Source organism: Streptomyces niphimycinicus (assembly GCF_018883605.1).
Lineage (GTDB): Bacteria > Actinomycetota > Actinomycetes > Streptomycetales > Streptomycetaceae > Streptomyces > Streptomyces niphimycinicus.
This window is the reverse complement of record NZ_JAHLEM010000036.1, coordinates 1-26,479: the sequence shown is the minus strand read 5'-3', so window position 1 is coordinate 26,479 and position 26,479 is coordinate 1. Positions and strand designations below refer to the sequence as shown.

Annotated in this window: 12 protein-coding genes and 2 pseudogenes; 4 read left to right on the top strand and 10 right to left on the bottom strand. The window is 71.6% G+C overall.

The features are described from left to right. Positions 1–22 precede the first annotated feature (22 nt). The gene (locus tag KN815_RS04245; RefSeq protein WP_216340314.1) at positions 23–532 is read right to left on the bottom strand and encodes a DinB family protein; all 510 of its coding nucleotides are present in this window, start codon (positions 530–532) and stop codon (positions 23–25) included. Between the two features lie 34 nt (positions 533–566). Beyond that, a complete protein-coding gene (locus KN815_RS04240; protein ID WP_216340312.1) occupies positions 567–1,256 on the bottom strand; it encodes a class I SAM-dependent methyltransferase in 690 nt (229 codons plus the stop codon). A 133-nt stretch (positions 1,257–1,389) separates the two neighbouring features. Between KN815_RS04240 and KN815_RS04235 the strand changes: the two genes are divergently transcribed. From KN815_RS04235 to KN815_RS04220, 4 genes are all read left to right on the top strand, one after another. After that, positions 1,390–1,977, top strand: coding sequence for a helix-turn-helix domain-containing protein (locus KN815_RS04235; protein WP_216340310.1), 588 nt, complete (start codon positions 1,390–1,392; stop codon positions 1,975–1,977). A 284-nt stretch (positions 1,978–2,261) separates the two neighbouring features. Continuing rightward, complete coding sequence (locus KN815_RS04230) at positions 2,262–3,542, top strand: YeeE/YedE family protein (protein ID WP_216340308.1); 1,281 nt, start codon at positions 2,262–2,264, stop codon at positions 3,540–3,542. A 136-nt stretch (positions 3,543–3,678) separates the two neighbouring features. Then, positions 3,679–5,109 carry a DUF3616 domain-containing protein gene (locus KN815_RS04225; protein ID WP_216340306.1) on the top strand — a complete coding sequence of 477 codons (1,431 nt, stop codon included), beginning with the start codon at positions 3,679–3,681 and terminating at the stop codon, positions 5,107–5,109. 239 nt (positions 5,110–5,348) lie between these two features. Beyond that, positions 5,349–5,756 carry a RidA family protein gene (locus tag KN815_RS04220; protein WP_216340304.1) on the top strand — a complete coding sequence of 136 codons (408 nt, stop codon included), beginning with the start codon at positions 5,349–5,351 and terminating at the stop codon, positions 5,754–5,756. Positions 5,757–5,825: 69 nt separating this feature from the next. Here KN815_RS04220 and KN815_RS04215 read toward each other — a convergent pair whose 3' ends face one another. The 8 genes and pseudogenes from KN815_RS04215 to KN815_RS04180 all read right to left on the bottom strand — a co-directional run. Continuing rightward, positions 5,826–6,206, bottom strand: a complete 381-nt coding sequence (locus tag KN815_RS04215) for a winged helix-turn-helix transcriptional regulator (RefSeq protein WP_059145617.1) — start codon at positions 6,204–6,206, stop codon at positions 5,826–5,828. Between the two features lie 84 nt (positions 6,207–6,290). After that, positions 6,291–6,890, bottom strand: a pseudogene (locus KN815_RS04210) (alpha/beta fold hydrolase); the annotation flags it as partial. An 89-nt stretch (positions 6,891–6,979) separates the two neighbouring features. Beyond that, a complete protein-coding gene (locus tag KN815_RS04205) occupies positions 6,980–7,588 on the bottom strand; it encodes a TetR/AcrR family transcriptional regulator (protein WP_216340303.1) in 609 nt (202 codons plus the stop codon). 156 nt (positions 7,589–7,744) lie between these two features. Beyond that, complete coding sequence (locus KN815_RS04200; RefSeq protein ID WP_216340301.1) at positions 7,745–8,761, bottom strand: ACP S-malonyltransferase; 1,017 nt, start codon at positions 8,759–8,761, stop codon at positions 7,745–7,747. Next, on the bottom strand, positions 8,758–10,194 hold the full coding sequence (locus KN815_RS04195; protein WP_216340299.1) for a class I adenylate-forming enzyme family protein: 1,437 nt from the start codon (positions 10,192–10,194) through the stop codon (positions 8,758–8,760). The genes KN815_RS04200 and KN815_RS04195 overlap by 4 nt, the downstream gene beginning before the upstream one ends. 121 nt (positions 10,195–10,315) lie before the next feature. Then, the gene (locus KN815_RS04190) at positions 10,316–17,233 is read right to left on the bottom strand and encodes an SDR family NAD(P)-dependent oxidoreductase (RefSeq protein ID WP_372458251.1); all 6,918 of its coding nucleotides are present in this window, start codon (positions 17,231–17,233) and stop codon (positions 10,316–10,318) included. A 112-nt stretch (positions 17,234–17,345) separates the two neighbouring features. Further along, positions 17,346–25,094 (bottom strand): annotated as a pseudogene (locus KN815_RS04185) (SDR family NAD(P)-dependent oxidoreductase); the annotation flags it as partial. Positions 25,095–25,150: 56 nt separating this feature from the next. Beyond that, positions 25,151–26,479, bottom strand: a 1,329-nt coding sequence (locus tag KN815_RS04180) for a type I polyketide synthase (protein ID WP_216340295.1), incomplete at its 5' end; no start/stop codon positions are given.

Here is a 26,479-nt window from a genome sequence, read left to right as displayed (position 1 = left end):
GCCGCCCGCTCGGTAGCCGGTGTCAGCGGCCGGTGGATCCGTCGATCCGCTCACGGAGGATATCGGCGTGGCCCGCGTGCCGGCCGGTCTCCTCGATCATGTGCACCAGGACCCAGCGCATCGACGGTGCCGAACCCCGGCGCGGGGCTCGCGGAGCGGGAAGTGCCAGATCGGGGCAGGCGTCGATGACCCGATTGGCCCGCTCGACGGTCTCGCGGTAGTCGGCGAGCACGCCGTCTACGGTGTCCTGCGCGGACGGCCGCATGGTCGCGGGCCAGTCGCCCGCGTCCTCACCGAGGAAGTAGAACCGCTCGACGAACGCCAGATGCCTGAGCAGTCCGAGAAGGCTGGTGCCCGAGGGCACTTGGCGCGTCCGGACCTGCGGTTCCGGTGCGCCCGCGACCTTGTCCGCGACCGAGTTCCGCAGATAGTCCAGGAAGCCCCGCAGGGTGGCCTTCTCATCGGGGCCGGTCGCCGGAGGGCCGGTTTCCCTCGCCCGGGTCCGGGATCGCTGGACACTGTTTCCTTGCATCGGGTCACTCCCCTGCGTCGTGAAGTCGGTCGGTTCAGGCGGCCATCGAGCGGTCGCGCCGCTGGACGAGCAGGACGTTGTCGATGACGGTGGCGGTCTCACCGGCGGGTCCGGTGGCCTGGCGGCCGGGCATCTCGGCGCGCAGCACGGACCAGTGCTCGGGGTCGAGATCGAGCTCGGCGGCGATCTCGGTGGGCGTGGGGTAGTGGATGTCGGGGTCCTGGTTCCACGACCAGGGGGCGGTGGAGCCGTGGTCGACGATCAGCAGCAGACCGTCGGGGCGCAGCGCATGTGCGGCGGTGCGCAGGACTCGGCCGCGGGGGAACGCGAACGGGGTGTGGAAGTACTGGGCGGAGACCAGATCGAACTGGCCGGCCGGGAAGCTGCTTGCCAGATCGTGCTGTTCGGTGACGACCCGGCCCGCGATGCCGAGATCGCGGGCGCGATCCCGCACCCGTTCGACGGCCGTGGTGGAGATGTCCACGGCGGTGACATGCCAGCCCTGCTGGGCCAGCCAGATGGTGTCGCCGCCGGGACCGCAGCCCAGATCCAGGGCGACGCCGGGGCACAGCGGTGCGGCGGTCTCGGCGAGCAGCGGGTTGACATGTGCGTCCCAGGCGCGCCGGGTGCCGTAGTGCCGCTCCCAGAACTGCTCGGCGTCCGCGTCCGCCGTGCCCTGCCCCCCGGCGTCGGCGGTGTGTCGTCGGCCTTGCGTGGCATCCATCTGAGTCGCCCCTTGGTCGGCCGGCGTGCCGAGCGTGATCGGATACGCGCCTTCGACGCCGGTGATGTACCGACAGCCTCGGCGCCGCCATTTCGCTCTTGCAAGAAAAATTGCGGATCCGCATCATGGGGCCATGGACAACCTGGACAACCCCGCGGAAGATGTGCTGGCCGGAGTGGGGCCGCGGCTGCGCGCCCTGCGCCGGGCGCGAAGTGCCACGCTGGCGGCGCTCGCGAAGGAGACCGGCCTCACGGCGAGCACCCTGTCCCGGCTCGAGAACGGCAAGCTCCGCCCCACGCTGGAGCAGTTGCTGCCGCTGGCCCGGGCGCACGGCGTCCCGCTCGACGATCTCGTCGCGGCGCCGCCCACCGGCGACCCGCGTATCCACTTGCGGCCGGTGCGGCGATCCGGGCTGGTGCTGGTGCCGCTGACCAAGCGGGCCGGCGGCATCCAGGCGTACAAGGTGATCTATCCGCCCGCCGACCGGTCACCCACGATGAAGCTCCAGACCCACGAGGGATATGAGTGGTTCTACGTCCTCGACGGGCACGTCAGATTTGTGCTCGGCGAGCGGGAGTTCCGGCTCGGAGCCGGGGAGGCGGCGGAGTTCGACACCCGCATACCGCACTGGATCGGCAGTGCCGAGCGCCGGCCCGCGGAGGTGCTCACCCTGTTCGGCGCGCAGGGAGAGCGCGCGCATCTGGCACCGGCCGGGCACTGACCGTCCGGGAGCCGTCTGTGGCTGACCCCACAGATCACATGGTGAGATCGGGGTCCAGTTTTTGAAATCCGGACCATATCCTCGTTTCCATGTCCGCACCCGCCCGCCCGCTGTGTCTCGCGCTGTTCGCGAACTCGGCGTGGTGCGTCGACGACGGCCTCTGTCGCCACTGAGCCGGAACCAGCCGGTTTCCCCACCGCGCGCCGCCGCCCGGCGCCGCGCCGCCCGGCCGGGCCTCCCGCCCAGCGTGATGGCCCCCTTTCGAACGTCTCCGGAGTCCGCACGTGACCACCGCCCCGCCCGCCGAGGCAGCGAAGACCGCCGCACTGCTGTCCCCCGCACCCACCTCCGTGCCCCGGCCGGAGGCGCCCGCCGCGCCGCCGGTGCGCCGGGTGCCGCTCGCCGTGTCCGGGCTGCTCGGCGCGGCACTGACCGCTTATGTGTGGTCCGCCCACGGGGCCAAGCCCGGCGTTCTGCTGCTGCTCGGCCTCGCCCTGGGAATCGCCCTCTTCCACTCCCGCTTCGGCTTCACCTCCGCCTGGCGGCAGTTGGTCGCCGTCGGCAACGGCACCGGCCTGCGCGCCCACACTCTGCTGCTCGGCACCACGGCCACGCTGTTCGCCCTGCTCATCGGCACCAAGACCGGGCTGTTCGGGTCCGTACCGGCGCCCTCGGGCGGACCGCTGGGCTTCGGGCTGCTGATCGGCTCGTTCGTCTTCGCCGTCGGCATGCAGCTCGGTGGGGCCTGCGCCTCCGGCACCCTCTTCGCGGTCGGCTCGGGGCAGTCGTCGATCGTGCTCACGCTCGGCGGCTTCATCGTTGGTGCGACCCTGGCCGCCTGGCAGTTCGACCTGTGGAAGGACCTGCCGTCGCTGGAGCCGGTGGTCATGGCGGACCATATCGGCTGGTTCGGCTCCTGGGCGGTGACGATCGTCGTGCTCGCCGCCATCGCCTTGATCAGCCGCAGCGTCCAGGCCCGCCGCAATCCGCCGCCTATCGGTCCGGTGCCCTCCGCGCGCGGTGCCGCCGCCCGTGTCCCGCGCGGCTCCTGGCCGCTGGCGGTCGGCGCCCTGGCGCTGGCCGTACTGGGCGCGGGGGTGCTGCTCGTCTCGGGCGGCGCCTGGGGTGTCACCAGTGCCTTCAGCCTGTGGGGCTCGGAGCTGGTGCGCGCGCTCGGCGGCCACCCGGAGAGCTGGAGCTGGTGGCAGCAGCCCGGGAACAAGGAGATGCTCGCCGGGCCGGTGCTCGCCGACAAGACCAGTCTCACCGACATCGGCATCATGATCGGCGCGGCCGTCGCCGCGGCGCTCGGCGGCACCTGGACCCTGCACCGCGGCGTGCCGTGGCGGACGGCGACCGCGGCGGTGCTCGGCGGGGTGCTGATGGGCATCGGCGCCCGGCTGGCGGGCGGCTGCAACATCGGCGCCTACCTCGCGGGCATCGCCTCCGGCAGCCTGCACGGCTGGGTCTGGGGCGGCTTCGCCCTCCTGGGCACCTGGGCCGGGCTGAGGCTGCGGCCGCTCTTCGGGCTCGGGAACCCGAAGCCGGGCGACGGCGTCTGCTGACCGCGACGGCCCCCTCCTTGGCCGGAAATGGCTTATGTTCGGGGGTCGTTCATGCATCCGCCACGTAAATGATCCATCGTCAGGGCGGTGTGCCGGTCCACCGGCCGGCCCCGCCGCTGACGAAGGGTTGCTCACGATGGTCCCGTTCCATGCCGCTCCCCCGCGCCGTACCCGCCGGGTCGTCCACGCCGCCGCGCTGGCGCTGGTGGCCGGCGCCATGACGCTGTCCGCGCTCCCGGCCTCCGCGGTGGCCGGGAAGGCGGACTACGGCACGCCGACCATCAAACCGGCCACCTCGTATCTGTCCGGCGCCGTCGGTGCCACCGGCGACCCGACGGTGGCCGTGAAGGTCGGCCAGAGCGGCGCCGACGCGGACGCGCTCACCGTGTCCGCGACCGCCACCACCCACGGCTCGGTCGCCAGGACCGGGGACGTCACGGTGACCGGCACCGGCGCCACCCGTGAGGTGGCCGTACGGGCGCGCGGCAAGGGCTACACCGACCTCACCCTCAAGGTGAACGGCCTCGGCGGCAAGAGCGCCACCACCACGCTGCACTACGCGGCCTCCGGCTCCGTGGGCAACGCCGCCGACACCCGCTACCTGACCGGCTCCAGCGACTCCTCCGCCGCCGTGGACGTCGGCGACGGCTACATGGTCGTCGCCGACGACGAGTCCAACGTCCTGCGCCTGTACCGCCGTGACACGTCCGGCGCGCCGGTGCGTACCTGGGACGTCGGCTCCGACCTCGGTGTCGACAAGGAGATCGACATCGAGGCCGCGGCCCGCGTCGGCGACACCATCTACTGGACCGGCTCGCTGGGCAACAACAAGGACGGCGAGCCGAAGGAGGACCGCTTCACCCTCTTCACCACCACCGTCTCCGGTTCCGGCGCCGACACCGAGCTCGAGGTCGACGGCTCGTACCGGGGCCTGCGCGAGGACCTGGTGGACTGGGACAAGGCCAACGGCGACCGGCTCGGCTTCGCCAAGGGCACCGCGGACGGCCAGGTGCCCAAGCAGATCGACGGATTCAACGTCGAGGGCCTGGAGTTCGCGCCCGGCTCCGGCTCCACCGCGTACATCGGCTTCCGGGCGCCGCTGGTGCCGCCCGCCGACGGCGGCAAGGCGCTGCTGGTCCCGGTCACCAACGCCGACGAACTGGCCCGGTCCGGCAGCGACAAGGACACCCACGCCACCTTCGGCGATCCGATCACCCTCGACCTCGGCGGCCTGAGCGTGCGCGACATCCGCCGCAACGACAAGGGCCAGTACCTGATCGTGGCGGGCTCCTGGGCCGCCGAGGACAACAGCGCCCCGTACGCGCTCTACTCCTGGGACGGCGTCCCCGGACACCAGCCGGTCAAGCGGCTCGACCTGCCGACGGCCGACCCGGGCGGCTGGGAGGTCGTGGTGGACGTGCCCGACCTCACGGCGCCCGGCGCCCGCGCCCAGGTCATCACCGACAGCGGCTCGGCCGACCTGTACGGGGACGGCACCGAGGCCAAGGACCTGGAGCACGACGAGTGGAAGAAGTCCCGGTCGGTCAGCTTCCCCCTGAACCCCTGACCCCCTGCCCCGCCCCCCTGCCCGTTGAACCTCTGAACCTCTGAACCTCTGACCGGGACGGTGGCTGCGCGAGGCCCCCGGCTACATGGTTACCAAAAGGTTCCCTGGTCACCGAAAAGTGCGTTCTTCCATGTCAGCGGCCGCTCTCTTACGGTTTCCGGGTAACCAAGAGAGAGCGCACCCCCGTGGGCTCCGCTGAAGCGAGCCCATGGGCTCCCATGACGAGAAGGCAGGGAAGCATGGCCATCACCCTGGTAAACCCCAGCGGATTGCCGAAGATCGAGGTGTACCGGCAGGTGTCGATCGCGACCGGGTCGCGGCTGGTGCATATCGCCGGGCAGGTCGCCTGGGATGCCAATGGGGCCACGGTCGGCGAAGGTGACCTCGCCGCTCAGGTCGAGCGGTGCTACCTCAACATCGGCACCGCCCTGGCCGAGGTCGGCGGCTCCTTCGACGATGTGGCGAAGCTGACCGTCTACGTCGTCGACTGGACGCCCGACAAGATGCCCCTGTTCCTGGAGGGGGCGGCCCGGGCCGCCGCGAAGCTGGGGGTCACTCCGGTCCCGCCGGGGACGCTGCTGGGGGTCGCGGCGCTGGACATCCCCGAGCATCTGGTCGAGATCGAGGCCACCGCGGTCCTCGACTGACGTGGCCGTGCGGTGGCCCCGCAGAGGCGGGGCCACCGCACGGTCCGAGTGAGCCCCCGATCAGGCTGATCAGCCGTCGAAGCGGCGGCGGGAGTCCTCGATATGGCCGAGGTAGGTGTGGGTCCAGCCGCACATGCCGTCGACCGTCGCGCGCAGGGCCCGGCCCGCCTCGGTGAGGGTGTACTCGACCCGGGGCGGCACGGTGGGGTGGACCTTCCGTTCGACCAGGCCGTTGCGCTCCAGCATGCGCAGGTTCTGGGTGAGCATCTTGTGGCTGATGCCCTCGACCTCGTTCCGCAACTCACTGAAGCGCAGGGTGCGTTCCCCGAGGAACTCGATGATCAGGAATGCCCACTTGTTGGCGACATCCGCGAAGATCTCCCGCGCCAAGGAGTCCGCGCGCATCAGATCGGCGTCCTCGGGCGAGCCGGTGTACTGCTTGGTGCCCATGGGGCCACTCTCCTACAGGCCCCGAGTCACCACAAGAGAGCGCAGAGGTGGAGGACCGGCCCCGGCCCGTCCGCGGCCTTCGGATCAGGTGAGCCGGTCGGCCAGGAACGGCAGCAGGACATCGGCCACCTCGTCCGGCACCTCCTCGGCGAGGTCGTGTCCGGCCCGGAAGACATGACCGGTGACATCGTGGGCGAGCAGCCGCATCTGGGCCTCGTTCCGGTCGCCGATGAACGCGTCGCCGCCGAGCGCCAGCACCGGAATGTCCAGCATCGTGCGCGCCGCCTGCCGGTTCTGTTCGGCGTCGACGAGCATCGCCCGGTAGATCGCCAGCATCGAGCGGATGCCGCCGGGCATGGAGTAGCAGCGCACATACTCCTCGATCGCGTCGGCGGTGGCGGTGTCGGGGTAGCTGCGCTCGTCCTTCAGCATGTAGGTGATGAGTTCGCACTCATGCCCGCTGATCAGCATCTCGGGTACGTCCGGCTGGAAATAGAAGCCCAGATGCCACAGGAACATCCCGCCCGAGACATTCTCGCGGGTCAGGGCGGTGTGGTCCTCGAAGCCGAAGCCGGGCAGCAGCGCCTCGGCGAACACCAGGGCCGCGACGTGATCACGGTGGCGGGCGGCGAGCTGATAGGCGACCACCGCTCCCCAGTCCTCCCCCATCGCGGTGTATGATTCGGGACTGATTAGTCTTGAATTAAGGCAAACGCGGGACACCCAGGGATGTGGGTGTCTTCCCGCGTCGGCGCGGTCGCGGATCGCCGCCGTCAGCCGGTGACGGCGGCCTCCGGGGAGGTCAGCATCGCCATGACGGTGTCGACCGTGGTGGTGATGCGGTCGCGCTGGCCCTCGCCCGCGCACGACAGCACCTTCAGGCCGCTGTTGAGCGAGGCCAGCATGGTCGCCGCCGAACTCGGATCGACGCCGGGCGCCAGTTCGCCCTGCGCTCGGGCCCTCAGCAGCGCACCGAAGAGCGCGGTCTCGAGGCGGCTTCGGTTGCCCTCCAGGCGCCGCGAGATCTCGGGGTCGGAATCCCCGTGCTCCACCGTGGCGTTGACCGCGAAGCAACCCTGGGGCGTACCCGGTTTCGGGGCCGCCGCGCTGGTCTCCAGCAGATCCCGGACAGCGTCCAGGGCGGACGCACGCGACGCCAGGATGTCGGCCGGGCTCGGCGCGGCGGCACCGGAGAGAAAGCGGTCGAGCGCGGCCAGATACAGTCCGCGCTTGGACCCGAAGGTCCCGTACAGACTCGCCCGCGCGATCCCCAGACCCTCCACCAGATCGCTGGTGGACGTCCCCTCATAGCCATTGCGCCAGAACAGCCGCATCGCGGCGTCCAGCGCGACCTCGGGGTCGAATTCCTTCCTCCGTGCCATACCGGCACACTAGCCTTTCGAGATCGATCAGTCAATTTGAAGGGAGCGTGGCACGACGGACGGCGTCCGACCGGCTGGGCGCTGCCCGAGGGCAGCGCCTCCATCAGACGGCGGACGCCGATCCGGGGCCGACTGTGGCCGGGGGCGGAGCGGCCGTCACCGCCGCGCCCGGCGAGCGCTCCTCTGACGGACGCGCGGGCGCATCGCCTTGCGGGCGTCGATGGCCAGGACCTGGAAGTTCTCCCCGGTGCTGTTCACCCGGCCGAAGAGATTGTCCGGGCCCGAGATGCAGATCTTGGTGATGCCGCTGCCCCGCATCGTCTCCACCATGTCCGGCCAGCGGATCGGGCAGTTGAAGGTGTCGAGCAGCATGGTGCGCACCCCCTCCGCGTCGGTCAGCAGCGCGCCGTTCTGGTCGGAGACGACCGGAAGCTTGGGGTCGGCCAGCTCGAAGCCGCCGAAGACCTCCTCCTCCGCCTTGCGGCGCAGATCGCCGAACGAGGGGGCGTGCACCGGCGGCCACATGGTGTACATGTTGTAGCCGCCGAGGTCGCCGATCCGCTTCTTGAACCGGTCGAGCACGGGCTCGCGCAGGGACACGAGGTAGAAGCCCCGGTCGATATAGCCGGAGACGTCGTGCCACTCCCCCTCGTCGTCCAGTTCGCCCAGCGCCTTGTGCAGGCTCTCCTCGGGGGTGTGGATCACGCAGTGCGTGACCGCCTCACGGTGCTCCCGCGCGAAGTACTCCTCCTCGCAGCGGGCCAGCTCGGCGGTGAGCCGTACGGTCTCCTCGAACGGCAGGGACCCCGCGTAGGTCACCGCGGCCCGCTGGCCGAAGCTCGGGCCCGCGCACAGCTCGGGCTTCTCTCCCAGCGTCTCCTCCGCCCAGTCGGCGAGGGAGAGGCAGACGGTCAGGAAGGCGATCTGGGTGTGGGCGGCGTACTGCCCCTCCTCATCGCCGTCCGACTGGCGGTAGCGGTCGAAGACGGAGTAGCCCACCACCTCGTCGGCGATCGCGAGCCGGCGCCGGGCATGGGGGTTGGTCAGCAGGAACTCGCCCACGTCGGTGAAGCGGAAGGGGCCCATCCCGGGGAAGACGAACGCCGTGCGGCCCGGCTGTGACTCCGCCCGGGACTCGGGGGTCTGGGGCTCGGGGGTCTGTGGCTCTGTCATGCCTTCGCTCCGGGTGCCAGGTCGAGAGCGAGCTGCTCGAGTTGTCGCTTGTCGGGCTTGCCGTTGCGGTTCAGGGGGAATCGCTCCAGGACATGAATGCGGTTGGGGTGCTCGAAGGCGGGCAGCAGGTCGCCGATCGGCTCCCGCCAGAACCGCGACTCCCGCTGCTGCTCGTCCTCCACGAAGAACACCAACTGGCAGCCGCGCTGCTCGTCGGGGACGGGCACGACCTTGACCAGGCAGCCGCCCGCGGCCAGCTTGTGCTCGATGATCTCGGGGTAGAGCGTGTGACCGTTGCGGTGCACCGCGGACTTCCGGCCGAGGACGAAGAGGTTGTCCCCGCCGTCGAGATAGCCGAAGTCGCCGGTGGGGTACCAGTCGGTCTTGTCCGGGTCGACGGGGGCCACCGTGCCGTCGACCGCGAGGTAGCCCTCCATCAGGTCGGGCGAGTGGACCTGGATCTCCCCGACCTCGCCCGAGGGGAGGGCGGTGCCCTCGTCGTCCACGATCCGCAGCTTCAGGCCCTGGACGGCCCGCCCGCAGGCGACGACGTTGTCCTCGGTCGCGAAGGCCACGTTTCCGGCCTCGGTGCTGCCGTAGCTGTCCAGCAGGGGCAGCCCGAACTTCTTGACGTAGTCGCCGACCAGGCCGGGGTCCAGCGGGGCGGCCCCGCTACAGAACATCCGGACACCGGACAGCTCATCCGCCAGGGCGGGCTTACGGCCCATCATGTTGAGCATGCTGCGGTAGCTGGCCGGGGTGGCGTCGACCACCGTCGCCCCGCAGGTGCCCGCCATGGTCATCGCCCGGTCCAGACGCCGGTAGGGCGCGATGACCAGCGAGCACTTGACCAGCCAGGCGATGAGCACCATGGACAGCCCGTACTGGTGGGAGAAGGGCAGCAGCGGCAGCAGGACGTCGTCGGAGCGGTGGCCCACCTGCTCGGCGTTGCGCTCCAGGTTCTTCAGGAACTTCGCCCCGGTCTTGACGACGCCCTTGGGCTCCCCGGTGGACCCGGAGGACCACATGATCATGCCGTCGGGCAGCTCGCACCAGGTGTCCAGGGACAGCCGCCGCTCGGCGGGGGACTGCTCCATGCCCGCCACGAGCAGTTCGTAGACGGTGACCCGGGCCGGGCCGCTCTCGGGCATCGGGGTGTCGTCGTCGACCACGCATATCTTGACGCCGGCCCGGTCACAGATGCGCTGTGTCGCCTCCGCCCGCTCCTGGTGGTCGACCATGACGATCGACGCGCCGACGTGCATCAGGGCGAGGAGGGCCGCCACATAACCGGCGGAGTTGCCCGCCTTCAGCATGACCCGGGTGCCATCGCTGACGCCACGCTCGCGGAGCGCGTCGGCGATGCCCAGGGCCCGCTGCTCGAACTCGGGAAGCGTGTACACCGCTTCCGTCGTAAAGAGCTTTGCGGTCATCGGGTTTCACTGTGCCTTTCTTCTTCTTGAAGCTCTTGGGGTGAGGAACACCCGTGGCGAGGGCGGACGTTGCCGATGAGTCCGAGTCCCCCCGGAGGTCTCCGGGGGGACTCGGACTTCATCAGGAGTCGAGATCTCCGAGCATCATGTCGATCAGGTCGTCGTCGTCCATCGCGTCGATGGAGTCCGTCTCCTTCTCCTCGGTGTCCTTCTCCGCCTGGTCCTTGCCGCTCGCCAGCTCCGTGAGCGTGTCCAGCAGACCGGCGCGGCGCAGCCGCTCCAGCGGAATCGACGCCAGAACGGCACGGATCCTGGCCTCTTCCGGATCGACGTCCGGTTCGGCCGGGCCGTCCGTCGCCACCCGGCTGCGCAGGTACTCGGCGAGCGCCGCGGGCGTGGGGTTGTCGAAGATCAGCGTGGAGGGGAGGCGGAGTCCGGTGGCCGAGTTCAGCCGGTTACGGAACTCCACGCCCGCCAGTGAGTCGAACCCGAGGTTCTGGAACGAGCGGTCGGGCTCGATGGACTGGGCTCCGCTGTGCCCCAGCACCATCGCCGCACTGCCGCGCACCAGGTCCAGCAGCGCACGGTCGAGTTCGGCCCCGGAGAGACCGGCCAGCTTCACCTTGGCCGATTCGGGAGCGGCGGCCTTGCCGTCGGCCGCCGCCTTGCTCCGCACCCGGACCACACCGCGCAGCAGGGTGGGGATGTCGGCCTGGCCGCTGAGCGCCGCGGTCTCCAGCCGCATCGGCACCAGCAGGGCGTCCTCGCCCGTCCGGCCGGCGTCCAGCAGGCGCAGACCGCCCGCCATGGACAGGGCCGCCATGCCCTCGCGCGCCATGCGCACCATGTCCGCCTGGCTGAGCGTGCCGGTCATGCCGCCGCCCTGCTCCCACGGACCCCAGGCCAGCGATACGGCGGGCAGGCCGAGGGTGCGCCGGTGTGCGGCGAGCGCGTCCAGGAACGCGTTGGCCGCGGCGTAGTTGCCCTGTCCCGGGCTGCCGAACACACCGGCGACGGACGAGAACATCACGAACTGAGCCAGGTCCAGATGGCGGGTCAGCTCATGCAGATTCCACGCCGCGTCGACCTTGGGCTCGAAGACCGCGTCGATGCGCTTCGGCGACAGGGTGTCGATGACACCGTCGTCGAGTACGCCCGCCGCGTGCACGACCGCGGTCAGCGGGTGCTCGGCGGGCACCGCGGACAGCACCCGCTCCAGCGAGGCGCGGTCGGCCACGTCGCAGGCCGCCAGCGTCACCGACGCGCCCGCCTCGGCCAGTTCGGCCTTGAGCTCGGCGGCGCCCGCCGCGTCCGGCCCGCGCCGGGAGACCAGCACCAGGTTGCGCACCCCGTGCTCGGCCACCAGATGGCGCGCCACTTCGCTGCCCAGGCCGCCGGTGCCACCGGTCACCAGCACCGAACCCTCGGGGTCGAGGCCGTGGGACATGGTGAACACGTTCTTGCCGATGTGGCGGGCCTGGCTGATGTGCCGGATCGCGTCCGGGGCCCGGCGCACGTCCCACGCCGTCAGCGGGAGGGGGAGCAGCGCACCGCTGTCGAAGAGGGCGACCAGCTCGACCAGCATCCGCTGGACCCAGTCGTAGTCGGCGACGACCAGGTCGTACGCCTCGTACTTCACCCCGGGGTGCTCGGCGGCGACGACCTCGGGGTCGCGCACGTCGATCTTGCCCATCTCCAGGAAGCGCCCGCCCCTGGGCATCAGCCGCAGGGAGGCGTCGACGAACTCGCGGGCGAGCGAGTCCAGGACCATGTCCATGCCCCGGCCGCCGGTCGCCTCCATGAAGCGCCGCTCGAACTCCAGGTCGCGCGACGAGGCGATGTGCTTCTCGTCGAATCCCATCGCCCGCAGGGTGTCCCACTTGCCGGGGCTGGCCGTGGCGTACACCTCGGCGCCGAGGTGGCGCGCGAGTTGCGTGGCCGCCATGCCCACCCCGCCGGTGGCGGTGTGCACGAGGATGGACTCGCCCGGCTGAAGCTTGCCGAGTTCCACCAGGCCGATGTAGGCGGTCAGGAAGACCACCGGCACCGACGCGCCCTGCGCGAACGTCCAGCCGCGCGGCATGGGGACGATCTGCCGCCGGTCGGCGATCGCGATGGGCCCGAACGATGCGTTGATCATGCCCATGACCCGGTCACCGGGTGCCAGGTCGGTGACTCCCGGGCCGACCTCCAGGACCACACCGGCGCCCTCGCCACCCATGGTGGCGTGGTCGTCGGGGTACATGCCGATGGCGATCAGCGCGTCCCGGAAGTTCAGACCGGCGGCGCGCACCGCGATCCGGACGTACCCGGGGGCCAGCGGCGCCTCGGCCGACGGGTCGGGCTGGAGCGAGAGGTTGTCCAGCGTGCCTCCGCCGCTGGTGCCCAGCTTCCACGCGGAGGTGCCGGCGGGGGCCTCGAGCACCCGCCCGGCGGCGTTCCGGGCGAGCCGGGGAATCAGCCCCTGGCCCACGCGAACGGCCACCTCGCGCTCGCCCGCCGCGATGGCGGCCGTCACCAAGCCGGCGGCAGCGGTGGCCGACTCGGCGTGGCGGTCGACGTCCACCAGCACGAGCCGGCCCGGGTTCTCGGTGGCCGCCGAGCGCACCAGTCCCCACACGGCGGCATTGGACAGTCCGGCGAGGCCCTCGCCCGCACCGGTCGCGACCGCGTCGCTGGTCACCACCACCAGCCGGGAGCCCTCGAACCGGTCCTCCGCCAGCCAGGACTGCACCAGGGCCAGCGCCCGGTGGGTCGACTTCCGCGCGGCCTCGGCGAGGTCCCCGGCCTCCGGCCCGGCGGGCGTGGCGCCGCACCAGGCCCAGACCACGTCCGGCAGCGCGGCGCCCTCGTCGATGGCGGCGACGAGCGCGTCCGTCCCTTCGTACTCGGCGTACTCGACGCCGGCGGCGGCGAGCAGCTCGCCCGCCCGCGCCCGATCGGCACCGATGACCGCCGCGGACACACCGTCCACGCTCAGGCCGGCGCCCCGCGCGGCGGGGAAGACATCCCAGTTGGCCCGGAACAGCGTTCCGTCGCCGCCGGTGGAGCGCGGACCAGAGGCGAACCGCTCGGGCGCCACCTCGCGCACCACCAGCGACTCCACCGAGGCCACGGGCTCACCCGTGGCGTCGGTCACCAGCAGTGCGACCGTGTCCTTGCCCTGCGGGCGCAGCCGCACCCGCACCCGTCCGGCGCCCACCGCGTGCAGGGTCACCCCGGTGAAGGAGAACGGCAGCGTCACGCGCCCGCTCTCGCCGCCGAAGTCGCCCATCTCCATGGCGTGCAGGGCGGCGTCGAGCAGGGCGGGGTGCAGGCCGAATCGTCCGGCCTCCTGGGCCGCCGAGTCCGGCAGCGCCACCTCGGCGAAGACATCGCCGTCCAGCCGCCAGACCGACTCCAGGCCCTGGAAGACCGGCCCGTATCCGTAACCGACCTGGGCCAGGCCCTCGTAGAAGCCCTCCATCGGCACCTGCTCGGCGCCCGGGACGGGCCACTGGAGCAGGCTGTCGGTGACCGCGGCGCCGCTGTCCGCCTCGAGGACACCCTGGGCGTGGCGCACCCACTCCTCGCCCGGCTCGTCGCTGTCGGAGCGCGAGTACACGCCGAGCGGCCGCACTCCGGACTCGTCCGTGGGGCCGACCACGAGCTGGATCCGGACGCCACCCTGCTCCGGCAGGAGCAGCGGCGTCTCGAGGGTGAGTTCGCCGAGCCGCCCCGCCCCGGTCTCGGTGCCCGCGAGCAGGCCCAGTTCCACGAATCCGGTGCCGGGGAAGAGCACTCCGCCGGCCACGGCGTGGTCGGCGAGCCACGGGTGCGTCTGGAGGGAGAGGCGCCCCGTCAGCACGGTGCGCTCGCCGTCGGCCAGTTCGGTGAGGCCGCCGAGCAACGGGTGGTCCACCCGGCCGAGTCCGACGCTGCGGGCATCGCCGGTCACGGCGCCGCCCGCCTCGAGCCAGTACCGCTTGTGCTGGAAGGCGTAGGTCGGCAGGCCGACCCGGCGGGCGCCGCGCCCGGCATACACCGCGTCCCAGTCCACGCCGACGCCGTTGGTGTACAGGGTGGCGACGGCCTCCGCCAGCGTCTGCGCCTCGGCGCGCCCGGACCGGGCCAGGGGCACGAACGCCGCGTCGGCGTCGATGGCGTCCAGGCAGTCCTGGCCCATCGCGGTCAGCACGGCGTCGGGGCCGAGCTCCACGCAGGTCGTCACTCCCTGGGCCGCGAGGGAGCGCATGCCGTCGTCGAAGCGGACGGCTTCGCGCACATGGCGGACCCAGTACTCGGCGGTGGCCAGTTCGGCGCCGGCGACATCGCCGGTGACGTTGGAGATGACCGGGATGGCCGGGGCCGAGTACAACAGGCAGTCGGCAATCTGGCGGAACTCCTCCAGCATGGCGTCCATCCGGGGCGAGTGGAACGCGTGGCTCACCCGCAGCCGCTTGGTCTTGCGGCCCTGTGCCTCCCACTGGCCGGCGAGTTCGAGCACCGCGTCCTCGTCGCCCGAGAGCACCACCGAGGTGGGGCCGTTGAGCGCCGCCAGCGACACCTGCTCCTCGCGGCCCTTCAGGCTCTCCAGGACCTCCTGCTCCGACGCCTGGACGGCCACCATGGCGCCGCCCTCGGGCAGTTCCTGCATCAGCCGCCCACGGGCCGCGACCAGGGCGCACGCGTCCTCCAGGGACAGCACCCCGGCGACGTGTGCGGCCGCGATCTCGCCCACCGAGTGGCCCATCAGGAAGTCGGGGCGCACTCCCCAGGACTCCAGCAGGCGGAACAGGGCCACCTCGAAGGCGAACAGCCCGGCCTGGGTGAACATCGTCTGGTTCAGCTCGTCACCGGACGCGCTCGCGGCGTCGGCGGCGTCCTCGGGGCCGAACACCACGTCGAGCACGGAGGTGCCGAGGCGGACCTCGAGATAGTCGCACGCCTCGTCGAATACGTCGGCGAACAGCGGGTAGGTCTCGTAGAGTTCGCGGCCCATGCCCATCCGCTGGGCGCCCTGGCCGGTGAACAGGAACGCCACCCGCTGTGCCGTGGACCTGCCGAGCACCAGGCCCGGCGCGTCGGTGTCCTCGGCGAGCGCGGCGAGTCCCCGCAGCAGCCCGTCCCGGTCGGAGGCCACCACCACGGCCCGCTGTTCGAGCGCGGCACGCGTCACGGCGGACGACCATCCGACGTCGACCGGGTTCGCGTCGCGGTCGCGCACCACATGCTCACGCAGCCGCGCGGCCTGCGCCCGCAGCGCCTCCTCGCTCCTGGCGGACACCAGCCAGGAGATGGGCTGGGACGCCGTCTCCTCGATGTCGGCGTCGTCGCTCGCGGAGACGGGCTCCTGCGGCGGGGCCTGCTCGATGATGGCGTGTGCGTTGGTGCCGCTCATGCCGAACGAGGAGATACCGGCACGGCGCGGCTGCCCGTCCTTTGGCCACGCGCGCTGCTCGGCGAGGAGCGCGACGCCGCCCGACGACCAGTCCACGTGCGGGGTCGGCACCTCCACATGCAGCGTCTTGGGCATGATGCCGTGCCGCATGGCCATCACCATCTTGATGACGGCACCCGCACCGGCCGCCGCCTGGGTGTGGCCGATGTTCGACTTGAGGGACCCCAGCCAGACCGGCTGCCCCTCGGGGCGGCTCTCGCCGTAGGTGGCCATCAGCGCCTGCGCCTCGATGGGGTCACCGAGCGAGGTGCCGGTGCCGTGCGCCTCGATCACGTCGATCTGGTCCGCGGTCAGCTCGGCGTTGGCCAGCGCCTGCCGGATGACGCGCTGCTGGGAGCGCCCGTTGGGGGCGGTCAGACCGTTGGAGGCACCGTCCTGGTTGACGGCGGTGCCACGCACGATGGCCAGCACCTCGTGGCCGTTGCGCCGGGCGTCCGAGAGCCGCTCCACCAGCAGGACGCCGACGCCCTCGGCCCACGACGTGCCGTCGGCCTCGGCGCCGAACGCCTTGCAGCGCCCGTTGGAGGAGAGCCCGCGCTGGCGGCTGAAGAGGATGAAGTCACCCGGGGTGGGCATTGTGGCGACACCGGTGGCGAGCGCCAGATCGCACTCGCCCTGGCGCAGCGAGTGCGCCGCCTGGTGCAGGGAGACCAGCGACGAGGAGCACGCGGTGTCCACGGTCCACGCCGGGCCCTCGAAGCCGAAGGTGTAGGCGATGCGCCCGGAGGCGACGCTGCCCGCGATGCCGGTCAGCGCATAGCCCTCGAGGCCGCTCTTGGTGCTCTGGAGGTGGGGTCCGTAGTCGTGGTGCTCCGCGCCGGTGAAGACGGCGGTCCGGCTCCCCCGCAGCTTGGTGACATCGATACCGGCCCGCTCGAAGACCTCCCAGCTCGTCTCCAGCAGCAGCCGCTGCTGCGGGTCCATGGCCAGCGCCTCGCGCGGCGATATGCCGAAGAACTCCGCGTCGAACTCGGGGGCGTCGTGGATGAACCCGCCCTCGGTGGCGTAGCTGGTGCCGGGCTGGTCCGGGTCCGGGCTGTAGAGCGCCTCCAGGTCCCAGCCACGGTCGGTGGGGAACGGGGTGATGGCGTCCACGCCCTCGGAGACGACCTTCCACAGGTCCTCGGGGCTGTTGACGCCACCGGGGAAGCGGCAGCTCATCCCGACGATCGCGATGGGGTCGTCCGAGCCCACGACGGCACGCGCGGGAGCGGTGTCGTCCCCGGCCACGGGGAAGATCTTCCGGTGGAGGTGGTCCACCAGCTCACTGGGCGTCGGATAGTCGTAGGCGAGCGACACATCGAGGGTGAGCCCGGTGGCGGCGACCAGCCCGCGGTGCAGATTGACCGCCGCGAGCGAGTCCAGCCCCAGGTCGAGGAAGGAGCTCTCCGCGTCGAGGGTGCGCGGTGACTCGGACCGCAGCGCCGCGGCGACGTGTGCGTGTACCAGGTCGAACAGGACCCTGCGCTGTTCGAGATCCGGCAGTTCCCTGAAGTCCGGTGCGAGTGAAGGAAGTTCGCCTGGGCTCTCGCCGCAATCCGGCCCAGCCTGGATTCCGGACTCGCCTGAGTCGCTGGACCCGCGCAACATGCTGCTCACCTATCTCCTGCTTTGTGGAAAAACCTTGTGGCAAAGCTGTCTGCCGCGCTGAGCGCGGCATCGGCGTGGGCGCCCGCCCGGCACTCGTCGGTGCCGGGCGGGCGCGTGGCCGTTAGAGGTCGGCCACCCAGTCCTCGACGGCCTGGGCGGTGGTGTCCGCGTAGTTCTCCATCATGGTGAAGTGATTTCCGGGCACGTCGATGACGGTGTCGGCGGGCCAGTCGGCCTGCCATGTCTCCGCCGGCGCGTTCGGGTCCGCCGACACCTCCGACGCACGAAGGTGGAGGCTGGGAACCGAGATCTCCGGCGGCTTCCACCCCTCCATCAGGTGCGCGTACCAGCCCATGGCGGACATCCGGACGCCCTCCATGGAGACGACCTCTTCCCGCTCGTACATTTCGTCCAGCCAGGCGTCCGCGACTCCCCCGCCGAGCCTCGTGGTGTACGGAAGGTAGGTGTCCATCAGGACGACTCCCGCGGCCGGTGTGCCCTGGCTCTCGAGAGCGGCGGCCACCGAGTGGGCGAGCATTCCTCCGGCCGAGGAGCCGCACAGGACGATCGGGGCGCCCTCGGCGTACTCGGCGACGACCCGCGCCTGCAGGCGGAACAGCGCGTCCAGGTTGGCCGGAAGGCTCTCGCCCTCGACCGACCCCACGGTGTGAAGGGCCGCCACGTCCCGGTTGCCGCGGAACGGTGCGGCAAACCGCGCGTACTGGTGGACGCCACCCAGCGCGACATGGGAGGCGAAGCACATCAGCCGGGGACGCCCGGGGCCCCGGGAGAGCCGCGCGGGCCTGATGTTCCCCTCGAAGTCGGCCGGGTCCTCGAAGGTCGGACGGAGCTTTGCCGCGCTCACCAGCAGCTCCATGCCGATACTGGACTTGCCCTGCTGGGCCGCCAGCCGGTAGAGGGAGCCGAGGGTGTCGGGCGCGTTCCCCTGCGGTGCCGGGGAAACGGGCTCGGCCACGGGCGCGGCGGCCACAGCGGCCGGAGCGGTCTGCTCCTGGACCTGGCCGACGCCGGGAGCGGACGCGATCTCGGCCGCGAGCCGGGGGCGCAGATGGGCCACCATCTCGCCCGGGCTCGGGTAGTCGAAGACGACCGTGGTGTTCAGCCTGAGGCCGGTGAGGGCGGCTAGCTGATTACGGAATTCGACCGCCGTAAGGGAGTTGAAGCCCATCTCCATGAACTCATGGCCGGTGTCGATGTCGTTGTGCGATGCGAACCCGAGCACCGCGGCGGCGACGGTACGCACCATTTCGAGAAGAGCCTCGTCCCTCTCGGCCTCCGACAACCCCGCCAGCCGTTGCCGTAGCTGAGTGGGCTGGTCCACCTCGGACTCCGCCGCCCGAGCGGCACGCCGGACGGGGGCCTCCGGGACGACGGGACGGAACACGGCGGGCAGCGCGGCGCCCTGCGCGCGCAGCGCGGCCACGTCCAGCCGGGCCGGAATCACCACGGCCGTGCCGGAGGTGACTCCGGCGTCGAAGAGCTCCAGGCCCTCGTCGGAGGTGAGGGGCGCCAGACCGGTGCGCGCGGCGTCGTTCCACGCCGCGTCCAGCCGTCGGACCTCGTAAAGATCGCTCAGCAAGGGGCTGGGCCGGCCCGCGGTGAACGCGGGAACAAACCTTTCCCAGTCCACGTTCACGACCGTCACCACACCGTCGTCATCCGCTATGACGCGCTCCAGACCGGCCATCGCCGGCTGTGGCGCCAGCCGGGGCAGCCCACGCCGCTCCAGGTGCTCGCCCTGGTCGTCCCCGGCCGCCATGCCGATCTCGGCCCAGGGGCCCCAGACCACGGAGGTGCCGACGAGTCCCCGCCCGCGGCGATCCTCCACCAGCGCGTCCAGATAGGCGTTGGCGGAACTGTAGGCGGACAGGCCGCCACTGCCCCACAGACCGGAGATGGACGAGAAGACCACGAACGCGTCGAGTTCCCGGTCGCCCAGCAGCGCGTCCAGGTTGACGGCACCCGCCACCTTGCCCGACACGAGGGTGGCGGCATCGGCCAAGCCGGTCTCCAGCAGAGGCGTCCCGCCGGTGGCGCCCGCCACGTGGACCACCCCCGTCAGCGGATACTCCTCCGGCACCGCGGCCAGCACCGAGGCCAGTTGTTCACGGTCGGCCACATCACAGGCCGCCACGGTCACCCGGGCACCCAGCTTCTCCAGCTCCTCGCGCAGTTCGGCCGCGCCCGGCGCCTCAGGGCCCCGACGGCTGGTCAGCACCAGGTGCTCAGCGCCCTTGCGCACCAGCCACCGGGCCGCCTCACCGCCCAGCCCTCCCGTGCCACCGGTCACCAGCACGGTGCCTCGCGGGCGCCACGCCGTTCCCTTTGCGACGGGCGGAGCCGAGCGCACCAGACGGCGTACGAAGGCACCGGAGCCGCGCACCGCGACCTGGTCCTCGCCGCCCTCGACGGACAGCACACCGGCCAGCCGCTCCGCACCGCGCTCGTCCAGCGACTCGGGCAGATCGACCACACCACCCCACAGCGGCGGCAGCTCCAGCGCGGCCACCCGGCCCAGCGCCGACACCATCGCCTGTACCGGGCTGGTGAGCCGCTCCGAACCGTCCACCGAGACGGCCCCTCGCGTACCACTCCACAGCCGGGCCGGAATCCTCGCCTCGACCATGGCCCGCACCAGCACCAGGCTCAACGCGTAGCCGTTCGGCATGGCCGGGTGCGCCGGGCAGGGCTCCTCGTCCAGGGCCAGCAGCGAGAGCACACCGCCCAGTTCGGGCGCCTGTCCGGCCACTTCGCGCAGCCGCTCGGCGAGCACGCTCGCATCGAGGTCCCGCTCGTCCACCACGACCGAGACCACCTGCGCGCCGTGCCGCTCGAGCCCGGCGACGACCTCCGCGACCAGCTCGTCCCCGGCGCGGGACGCCGGAACCACCACCGGCCAGGTCCCCGACAGTGACCTCCGGGCCGGGTCCGGGACCGGCTTCCACGACACCTGGTAACGCCAGTTGTCGATCATCTCCTGCTCGGACTGTGCCACGTCGGCGTCCTGGGCCCACCGGCCCCACGCAAGCGAGACACCCGGCAGTCCCCGAGTGCGACGCCACGACGCGAGGCCGTCCAGGAACACGTTCGCCGCGGCGTAGTTGCTCTGTCCGGTCGCTCCGAGCAGACCCGCGGTCGAGGAGAACAGCACGAACGCCGACAGGTCCATGCCCGCGGTCAGCTCGTGCAGGTTCCAGGCCGCGTCCACCTTCGTCCGCAGCATCGCGCTCGCCCGTTCGCGTGTCAGCGATGCGAACAGCGCGTCGTCCAGCATCTCGTCCGCATGCACCACGGCGCTCAGCGCGAATTCCGCGGGCAGTCCCGTCAGCACCGCGGCAAGCGCGTCACGGTCCGCGGGGTTGCACGTCGTGACCACCACTGCGGCGCCCGCGGCCTCCAATTCGGCCCGCAGTTCGGCCGCGCCGTCCGTCTCCGCATCACGACGCGACAGCAGCACCAGCTTCTTGACACCGTGCCGTGCCACCAGATGCCGGGCCACCAGACCGCCCCGAACACTCACGCCCTCCGTCACCAGCACCGCGCCGGATCCGAACACCTCCGACTCGGGGGCGTCACCCGCGGGCAGGGCGCGGGCCAGCCGTGGCACGCGGACCTCGCCCGAACGCACCACCACCTGCTCCTCACGAGTGGCCACCACCCCGCCGAGAAGTCCCACCGCACCCTCGACATCATCCGTGTCGACCAGCACCACCCGTCCCGGGTGCTCGGACTGCGCCGACCGCACCAGACCCCATGCGGCCGCACCCGACAGATCCCCCACACCGTCGCCGGTGTCGACGGCACCCTTTGTCAGCACCACCAGCGGGATTTCCGCGAACCGGTCGTCCGCCACCCACGACTGAACCGTCTCCAGCACCTCGGCGACCCGTGTGTGGACCTCGTCCACCACATCGGAGCCGCTCGACGCGACCGGCAGTACCACCATGCCGGGCATGCTCGTGCCCGCCGCCACGGTGTCGCTGAGCGCCTCGGTGTCCGGGTACACGTCGGCGGGGTAGAAGCCCGCCGCCTCCAGAGCGTCGCCCACGCCGAGGCAGTCGTCGACCAGCACCGCCCACCAGCCGGGTGCCACGCCCTCGGCGGGCTTGGCCCCGTCCGCCGTCCACTCCATGCGGAACAACGCTTCACCGGCCGTCCGGCTCATGCTCTGCAACGCGGCGGCCTGCATGGGCCGGAAGAGGAGGGAATCGACGGTGGCCACCGGGCGGCCCGAGGAGTCGGCCATGGCCAGCGACACGGCCTGCCGCCCGTCCGGGACGACCCGGACCCGCAGCGCCTGGGCACCGACGGCTTCCAGGGAGAAGCCCCGCCACGAGAACGGCATCAGATTGCCCGCGCTCGGTGCGTCCTCGCCGCCGCGCAGCGCGTTGTTCGCGCCGATCGCCTGGAGGGCGCCGTCGAACAGGGCCGGGTGCAGACCGAAGTACTTCGCCACGCCGTGCTGGTCCTCGGGCAGCTCGACGTCGGCGAACACCGCGTCACCGCGCTTCCAGGCGCGCCGCAGGCCCCGGAACGCGGGACCGTAGTACAGCCCGTGCTCCTCGGCGTGCTCGTAGCCGCCGGAGACGTCGACGGGCTTGGCGCCGGAGGGCGGCCACTTCGCGAAGTCGAAGGAGGCCGCCGGCGCGGGCGGGGTGAGCGCACCGTGAGCGTGCTGCACCCACGGCTGCTCGAGGTCGGCGCTGTCGTCGGTCGGCTCCAGCCGTGAGTACATGCTGACGTCGCGGCGGCCGGAGGCGTCGGCCTCCCCCACCTCGACCTGGATCTGCACCCCTCCGCGCTCGGGCATCGCCAACGGCGCCACCAGCACCAGCTCATCGACCCGGCCGCATCCGACCTGGTCTCCCGCCTGTGCGGCCATCTCCGCGAAGGCCGTCCCGGGCACCAGCGCCACGCCTTGCACCGCGTGGTCGGCGAGCCAGGGGTGGGTGGCGATCGACAGCCGCCCGCTGAGCAGCACTCCGCCGCCGCCGGCCAGCGAGATCGCGGCGCTCAGCATGGGGTGCGCCACCGCGCCGAGGCCCACCGAACCCACGTCGCCGCCGGCCGCCATCGCGTCCAGCCAATAGCGCTGACGCTGGAAGGAGTAGGTGGGCAGATCGACCCGACGGGCGCCATGTCCCGCGAACACCTTGGGCCAGTCGACACCGACGCCACTGACGTGAACCTCGGCGGCGGAGGTCAGGAACCGCTCAGTTCCGCCCTCATCACGCCGCAGGGTGCCCGCGACCACCGCCCGCGACTCGGCGGCCTCCACCGTCTGCTGCACCGGCAGGGTCAGCACCGGATGCGGGCTCACCTCGATGAACATGGTGTGGCCCGCATCGAGCAGGGTGCGCGTCGTGGACTCCAGCTCGACCGTCTGCCGCAGGTTCCGGAACCAGTACTCCGCGTCCAGACCCGCCGTGTTCATCACCTCGCCGGACACCGTCGAGTAGAACGGCACCTGGGAGGTACGCGGCGCGATGTCCGCCAGGACCTTCAGCAGCTCCTCGCGGATCGACTCCACATGTGCCGAGTGCGAGGCGTAGTCCACCGGAACCCGGCGGACCCGCACCTCCTCACCCTCCAACTGCGCCACCATCTCATCCAGCGCACCCGGGTCACCCGAGACCACGACGGATCCCGGACCGTTGACCGCCGCGACCGAGATCGCACCGTCCCAGGGAGCGATGCGCTCCTTGACCTCATCCGCCGGCAGTCCGACCGACACCATGCCGCCACGGCCCGCAAGGCCCCTCGCGATGGCCTGCGACCGCAGGGTCACCACCTTCGCGGCGTCCTCCAGCGAGAGCGCGCCGGCCACGCAGGCCGCCGCGATCTCACCCTGGCTGTGACCCATCACCGCGTCCGGCTCCACGCCCACCGAACGCCACAGCTTCGCGAGCGACACCATCACCGCGAACAACGCCGGCTGAACGACATCCACCCGGTCATAGCCGGGGGCGCCCTCGGTCCCGCGCAGCACCTCGGTCAGCGACCAGTCCACATGAGCCGACAGGGCCGCCTCACACTCGCCGATCGCCTCCGCGAACACCGGCGAGGAGTCCAGCAGCCCCACCGCCATGCCCACCCACTGCGCGCCCTGCCCCGGGAATACGAAGGCGGTCCTTCGTCCCTTCGCGGCCTGTCCCCTGACCACGCCCGGGGTCACCTCGCCCTGAGCCACGGCGCGCACGCCGCGCAGCAGGCTCTCGCGGTCCTCGCCGATCACCGCCGCGCGGTGCTCGAACGCCGACCGGGTCGCCGCCAGGGAGTAGCCGATGTCCGCCACCGATGCCGTCGCGAGCTCGTCGTCCTCGGCGGAGTCCTGAGTTGTCAGACGTGCGTACAGCCGCTCGGCCTGCGCCCGCAGCGCGGCCTCGCCCTTGCCCGAGAGCAGCCAGGGCACGACGGCTGAGGCTACCGGGTGGGGAGCCTTCGCCCCGGAACCGTCCGACTCCGGCTCCTCGGCTTCGGTGGCCTGCTCGATGATGGTGTGCGCGTTGGTCCCGCTGATCGCGAAGGAGGAGATCGCCGCCCGGCGGGGCCGGCCCGTCTCCGGCCAGGGCCGGGCCTCGGTCAGCAGCTCCACGGCCCCCGCCGACCAATCCACATGCGGGGTCGGCTCGTCCACGTGCAGCGTCTTGGGCAGGATGCCGTGCCGCATGGCCATCACCATCTTGATGATCCCCGCGACACCCGCCGCCGCCTGCGCGTGGCCGATGTTGGACTTGATGGATCCCAGCCACAGCGGCCGGTCCGCCGGCCGGTCCTGGCCGTAGGACGCGATCAGCGCCTGCGCCTCGATCGGGTCGCCGAGTGAGGTGCCGGTGCCGTGCGCCTCCACGATGTCGACATCGTCCGGAGCGAGTCCCGCGTTGTCGAGCGCCTGACGGATCACCCTGCGCTGCGAGGGGCCGTTGGGGGCCGTCAGACCGTTGCTGGCCCCGTCCTGGTTCACCGCGGAGCCGCGCACCACGGCCAGCACGGGGTGGCCGTGGCGGCGGGCGTCGGACAACCGCTCCACGAGCAGCACGCCGACGCCCTCGGACCAGTTGGTGCCGTCCGCGGCCGCCGCGAAGGGCTTGCAGCGGCCGTCGGACGCGAGTCCCCGCTGACGGCTGAACTCGGTGAACGTTCCGGGCCCTGCCATCACGGTGATGCCGCCGGCCAGGGCGAAGTCGCACTCGCCCTGGCGCAGCGCCTGCGCGGCCAGGTGCAGCGTCACCAGGGACGACGAGCACGCCGTGTCCACCGTCACCGCGGGGCCTTCGAGACCCAGGACGTAGGAGATCCGGCCGGAGGTGACGGCGGGCGTCTGCCCCGTCATCAGATGGCCTTCGACCTCTTCGGCCTCGATCGGGCCGGCCGCGCCGTATCCCTGGAACGCGGCGCCCATGAACACGCCGCCGGTGGTGCCCTTGACGGACTGCGGGTCGATGCCGGCCCGCTCCAGGACCTCCCAGGACGCCTCCAGCAGCAGCCGCTGCTGGGGGTCCATCGCCAGCGCCTCACGCGGGGAGATCCCGAAGAACACCGGGTCGAACATGGCGGCGTCGTGCAGGAACCCGCCCTCGTTCACATAGCTCGTGCCTTGACTGTCGGGGTCCGGGTTGTACACCTCCTCGTGCCAGCCGCGGTCCTTCGGAAACGGCGAGAGCCCGTCGGCGCCGTCGGCGACCATGCGCCACAGGTCCTCAGGAGAGCTGACCCCGCCAGGGAAGCGGCAGCTCATCGCGACGATCGCGATGGGCTCCCGGTTCTTCTCCTCCACCTCCCGAAGGCGCAGACGGGTGCGGTGCAGATCGGTCGTCACCTTGTTGAGGTAGTCGCGGAGCTTGGTCTCGCTCACTGGTTTGCCGTCACTTTCTCTACAGTCAGGGTCAGACGCTGGACAATGGTTCAGGACAGCCCGAGCTCGTTGTCGATGAAGTCGAACAGCTCGTCGTTGGAGGACGATCCGATCCGTTCGGCCAGCTCCGCGGTGGCGTCGGCGTCATCGGAAGCCTCGCCCAGCTTCTCCAGGAGCTCCTTCAGCCGCTCGGCCACCTTCGTGCGGGTCTCACCGTCGTCCATCACGCTGGAGAGCAGGGGCCCCAGCTTGTCCAGCTCGGCGAAGACCATGGGCTCCCCCGTGCCGCCGTCCGGCAGGAGCTCCTCCCGCAGGTGCTCCACCAGCGCCGTGGGGGTCGGGTGGTCGAAGACCAGCACGGCCGACAGCCGCAGCCCGGTCTCCGCGTTGAGCCGGTTGCGCAGCTCCACCGTGGTCAGCGAGTCGAAGCCCATGTCCTTGAAGGCCATGTCGGGCTCGACCGTCTCCGGCGAGCCATGGCCGAGGACCGTCGCCACCTGCACCCGCACCAGGTCCAGCAGGGCCCGGTACTGGTCGGCCGCGGAGAGACCGGCCAGGCGGTCCCGCAGCGATCCGGCGCCGGTCTGCGCGGTCTCCGCCGCCGTGACCCGGCGCCGGGGGACCCGCACCAGGCCGCGCAGCAGAGCGGGCACCTCACCGGTGCGGGCCTGGACGCGCAGGGCGGCGAGGTCCACGTGGGTCGGCACGAGCACGGTCTCATCGGTCCCGAGCGCGTCGTCGAACAGCGCGAGGCCCTCTTCCGAGCTGAGCGCGTTCAGCCCGGCCCGCGCGATGCGCTGGAGGTCCGCCTCGCCGAGATCCCCGGTCATCTCACTGCGCTGCTCCCACATGCCCCAGGCCAGGGAGACCGCGGGCAGGCCGAGCGCGCGGCGCTGATGCGCCAGGGCGTCCAGGAAGGCGTTCGCCGCGGCGTAGTTGGCCTGGCCGCCACCACCGAAGTTGGAGGAGGCCGAGGAGAACACCACGAAGGCGGAAAGGTCGAGACCGCGGGTCAGCTCGTGCAGATGCAGTGCGGCGTCCACCTTCGGACGCAGCACCTTGTCCACCCGCTCCGGCGTCAGCGACTCCACCACACCGTCATCCAGCACACCCGCCGCATGCACCACCGCCGACAGCGGATGCTCCGACCCGATCCCGGCCAGCAGACTCTCCACCGAAGCCCGGTCCGCCACATCACACGCCACAGCCCGCGCCTGCGCACCGAGCCCGGCCAGCTCCGCCACCAACTCCGCCGCACCCGGCGCCTCCACGCCACGACGACTCGTCAGCACCACAGAACGCACACCATGCTCCACCACCAGATGACGGGCCAACAGCGCGCCCAGACCACCCGTACCACCCGTGATCAACACCGTGCC

Bases quoted from the DNA above. Each gene is read 5' to 3' on its own strand.
- KN815_RS04195 (WP_216340299.1), bottom strand. From the start codon at position 10,194: ATGACCGCAAAGCTCTTTACGACGGAAGCGGTGTACACGCTTCCCGAG.
- KN815_RS04225 (WP_216340306.1), top strand. From the start codon at position 3,679: ATGGTCCCGTTCCATGCCGCTCCCCCGCGCCGTACCCGCCGGGTCGTC.
- KN815_RS04215 (WP_059145617.1), bottom strand. From the start codon at position 6,206: ATGGGCACCAAGCAGTACACCGGCTCGCCCGAGGACGCCGATCTGATG.
- KN815_RS04240 (WP_216340312.1), bottom strand. From the start codon at position 1,256: ATGGATGCCACGCAAGGCCGACGACACACCGCCGACGCCGGGGGGCAG.
- KN815_RS04235 (WP_216340310.1), top strand. From the start codon at position 1,390: ATGGACAACCTGGACAACCCCGCGGAAGATGTGCTGGCCGGAGTGGGG.
- KN815_RS04220 (WP_216340304.1), top strand. From the start codon at position 5,349: ATGGCCATCACCCTGGTAAACCCCAGCGGATTGCCGAAGATCGAGGTG.
- KN815_RS04200 (WP_216340301.1), bottom strand. From the start codon at position 8,761: ATGACAGAGCCACAGACCCCCGAGCCCCAGACCCCCGAGTCCCGGGCG.
- KN815_RS04205 (WP_216340303.1), bottom strand. From the start codon at position 7,588: ATGGCACGGAGGAAGGAATTCGACCCCGAGGTCGCGCTGGACGCCGCG.
- KN815_RS04245 (WP_216340314.1), bottom strand. From the start codon at position 532: ATGCAAGGAAACAGTGTCCAGCGATCCCGGACCCGGGCGAGGGAAACC.